4 protein-coding genes are annotated in these 3,253 nt (G+C 46.0%); all 4 read right to left on the bottom strand.

Going from position 1 to position 3,253, the window contains the following annotated elements; all coding sequences use genetic code 11:
- Nucleotides 1-45: 45 nt before the first annotated feature.
- The 4 genes from M23134_RS36990 to M23134_RS36975 all read right to left on the bottom strand — a co-directional run bounded on the left by M23134_RS36990 (nt 46) and on the right by M23134_RS36975 (nt 2,931).
- A complete protein-coding gene (locus M23134_RS36990) occupies nt 46-288 on the bottom strand; it encodes a hypothetical protein (RefSeq protein ID WP_002706138.1) in 243 nt (80 codons plus the stop codon).
- A 27-nt stretch (nt 289-315) separates the two neighbouring features.
- Complete coding sequence (locus M23134_RS36985) at nt 316-759, bottom strand: hypothetical protein (RefSeq protein WP_002706137.1); 444 nt, start codon at nt 757-759, stop codon at nt 316-318.
- Nucleotides 760-1,032: 273 nt separating this feature from the next.
- Complete coding sequence (locus M23134_RS36980; RefSeq protein WP_002706136.1) at nt 1,033-1,860, bottom strand: tyrosine-type recombinase/integrase; 828 nt, start codon at nt 1,858-1,860, stop codon at nt 1,033-1,035.
- A 171-nt stretch (nt 1,861-2,031) separates the two neighbouring features.
- Nucleotides 2,032-2,931 (bottom strand): tyrosine-type recombinase/integrase, encoded by a 900-nt coding sequence (locus M23134_RS36975; protein ID WP_002706135.1) that lies wholly within the window; start codon nt 2,929-2,931, stop codon nt 2,032-2,034.
- Nucleotides 2,932-3,253: the final 322 nt, after the last annotated feature.

The following is a 3,253-nucleotide window of genomic DNA, read 5'->3' as shown; positions in this document are numbered from 1 at the left end:
CATAAAACCATAAAACAATAAAGCCATCAAACAATAAAACAATTCCTAATTAACCACAAACAACAAATTCAACAACGACTCCTTGTCAAGCTCATACTCCAGGTGCACCTTCAACCGATCACACAACCTGTTTAACTTACGCTTTAGATCACGCTGCACCCCCACCAAACCACAAGTTTTAGCCTCTACCCGCTGCAACAAAGGCAACAACTTAGCCAGGCGCCGACTATAATGACGCTTGTCACCAGGCACCGACAATGCCTCATAATAAGGCAACAACTCCGACAAAGAAACCTCAGGCGCATAGCCATCAAATCATTCATTGTCAGCGGTTATTACTTTCACCTTCAACAACAAACGGTATTTAGGCGTGTCAAGCCCCACAAACACCAACAAACGACGCGTCACCAACACCAAATCTTCGGGCACACCACCCAACCCAACATCGGCTACCAACTCCACCGGATAATCCAGCAAATCTTCCCCATAACGGTGTTGGCGGGTTTGCAAAATAGTCTTAGACAAATTGTACAAACAAAACTCCACATAATAAGCAAAAGAAGACACCCCAGGCTTATACGACTGACAAATGCCCGCCCAACTTCCCTCCAGCAACCGCAAATACAAATCCTGTTGCAAATCTTCCCGCTGGTCAGGATGAATCATTCTTTTGTACACACATTTTTGGCTCACTTTCCGGATTTGCTCCTCCATAAAAGAAGCTTCATTGACCAAGGCTAAAGTATCAGATAATGACATAAGAAAATTGAAGTTAGAAAATGAAAAGAATTACGAATTGTTTAATTACGAATTACGAATGAAGAGTCTGTTAATTATGAATGAGGAAATTATGAAAGCATAAAGTTAACCAAAGCCGCCCATAAACCAGTCATTCAACCACGGCTTTAACCTTGCAAAAACCCTGGAAAGCAACAAGGTTCTAGCGATGAGCCACAAGTCGCTTGTCACTAAAAGCTAATCGCTAGAAACTACTAACTCCCGACTACCGACTACTAACTCCCGACTAAAAAACTAATCACTAAGCGGATGCAACCTGGCTATTTCCTGCTGCAACTCCTCCAGGTGAGCCACCCGGTAGCGCTCGGTACTTTTTACCCGCAAATGACCCGCTTTGTGCTGCACCAGGCGAATGTCTTCACTCTTGAGCCAATGACTGATCACCACCCGGCGGATAGTATGAGCATTGACAATCAAAGGATTCAAACGGCGCACCTCCTCAAACAAAGCCTGGGTCAAAGCATCATAACGATCGCCCACCACAAACAAACCCGCATTGGCTGAACGCCCCCCAATCAACTGGTGCAAAAGCAAGATTTGACCAGGCGCCAAAGCCAGGCAACGAGCCCCGGTTTGGTTGGCACCCACACCGCTCGCCCTCAACGACAACTCACCTTTGGTCAGATCCACATCGCCCACCTTGATATGCCTCACTTCCAGAGTTTTAACTCCTTGATAAATGTACAGCGACAACAAAGCTTTCAACTCCGCAGCGCCCTGGTAAGCCCCGTACAAATGTTCCAGGGCGGCAAAGTCCAAACCCTGAAAAGAGAGCCCCACCACGCCGCCTTTGACCCGTAGGTTTTGCGCCGGATTGTCGGAACGAAAACCCTGTAAAATCAAATAGGAAAAATAGTGTTTTAAAGAGCTCAGGTGCCGATTAATCGTATAAGGCTTGCTACCCGATTGCTGCAGATAGCGCACAAACACCAACAAATCCTGATAAGTCAACGACTCCAGCACCCCGGTTTTTTGCTCACACAACACCAAAGAGCGCTGCACCTGGGCAATACTGGAAGCCGCCAGCCCCAGGCCCTGCAAATAAGTTTCGAAAGTTTTCATGAGAGAGAATTACGAATTAACGAATTACGAATTACGAATTACGAGTTAAATAATTACAAGTCAATCAATTACGAATGAACCAACAGAGTCTATTTTACCATTCGTAATTCGTAATTGAAAAATTCGTAATTAAACCACCATTCGTAATTGAAAAATTCGTAATTCAAGAATTTATAATTCTTGCAGGTGTGTATAAATTCGCGTAGAATCCAGCGATGAATGACCCAAAAAGAGGGCAATGTTCGCCAGGCTTACCCCGGCGGCGTGCAAATGAGTGGCGATGCTATGGCGCAAACAATGAAAACTCGTTCGCTTGTCTTCGCTTGACAACAACTCGGCTTTGATCACCAACTCCCTGAACCGAATACTCACCATTTGCTTAGACAAGCGCGTGGCACGCCAACTGAGCAACAAAGCCGGCGTAGTGCCCGACTGCGGAAGTTGGGCGCGTGCCTGGTACACATAGCGGTACAAGTACGCCGCCACCTTGGTAGGCATAGGCACCGAACGCGCTTTGGCACCCTTTCCCGCTTTCACCTCCAGCCAACCTTTTTTAAAATGCAAATCGCTCACCTCCAACTGGCTCACCTCGGCGCGACGCAAACCACAACCATACCCCAACGCCAACAAAGCCTGATCGCGCAAGCCGTAAAAATCGGTCCCACAAGCCGCATACAAACCATCAATTTCGGCTTGGCTGAACACTTCCAGCGATTGCGCCGCCAACCCCTGCAAACGCAACCTGGGCAAAGCAAAACCCGGCAAACCCAAGGCATCCAGGTAACGGGTAAACTGGCGTAAGGTCTTTTGCATACTCAATAAATGGGTGGTACTCAAAGATTTACCCGTTTTGATACTGGGGCGACTTTGCAAATAAGTAAAGAAACACTCCACCACCGCGCCGTCCACCGAAGACAAATCAACAATGCCCGTTTCTTCTAAAAAGTGTAAAAACTCCCGCAACTGACGCGGATACTTTCGGCACGTGTCGGGCGCATAACCCAACGTCCGCAGCCAGCCACTAAAACCAGCTACATAAGATTGATAATGATATAAAGGAAGTGAATTCATAGGTTAGTTATTTAGTTGGGAGTCGGGAGTCCGTAGTCAGGAGGTAAAAAATTGTTGGATGGCTTTATGGTTAGTTTCAATGGTTTTATGGCTAAAATGGTTTTATGGTTGCGCGAAGCGAGGCTAAAAACTACCAACTGAAAAACTACCAACTAAAAGCCACCAACTACCGACTACCGACTAATAATCTAATAGACTGAGCTTATAAGAATAAATAAAGAGATTGGTTTTCTATATTCGGAAACGCGTTTTTTTAAAAGCCTCTAGCGTGCACTTTTTTGCAATACGCAATGCCAAGGGTATTTGAGGGCTAACTCATGAT

Source organism: Microscilla marina ATCC 23134, assembly GCF_000169175.1.
In the GTDB taxonomy this organism is placed as follows: Bacteria; Bacteroidota; Bacteroidia; order Cytophagales; family Microscillaceae; genus Microscilla; species Microscilla marina.
The sequence above is the reverse complement of the archived record's forward strand: the minus strand, read 5'-3'. Positions and strand labels throughout refer to the sequence as shown.

Bases quoted from the DNA above. Each gene is read 5' to 3' on its own strand.
- M23134_RS36985 (WP_002706137.1), bottom strand. From the start codon at position 759: ATGTCATTATCTGATACTTTAGCCTTGGTCAATGAAGCTTCTTTTATG.
- M23134_RS36980 (WP_002706136.1), bottom strand. From the start codon at position 1,860: ATGAAAACTTTCGAAACTTATTTGCAGGGCCTGGGGCTGGCGGCTTCC.
- M23134_RS36975 (WP_002706135.1), bottom strand. From the start codon at position 2,931: ATGAATTCACTTCCTTTATATCATTATCAATCTTATGTAGCTGGTTTT.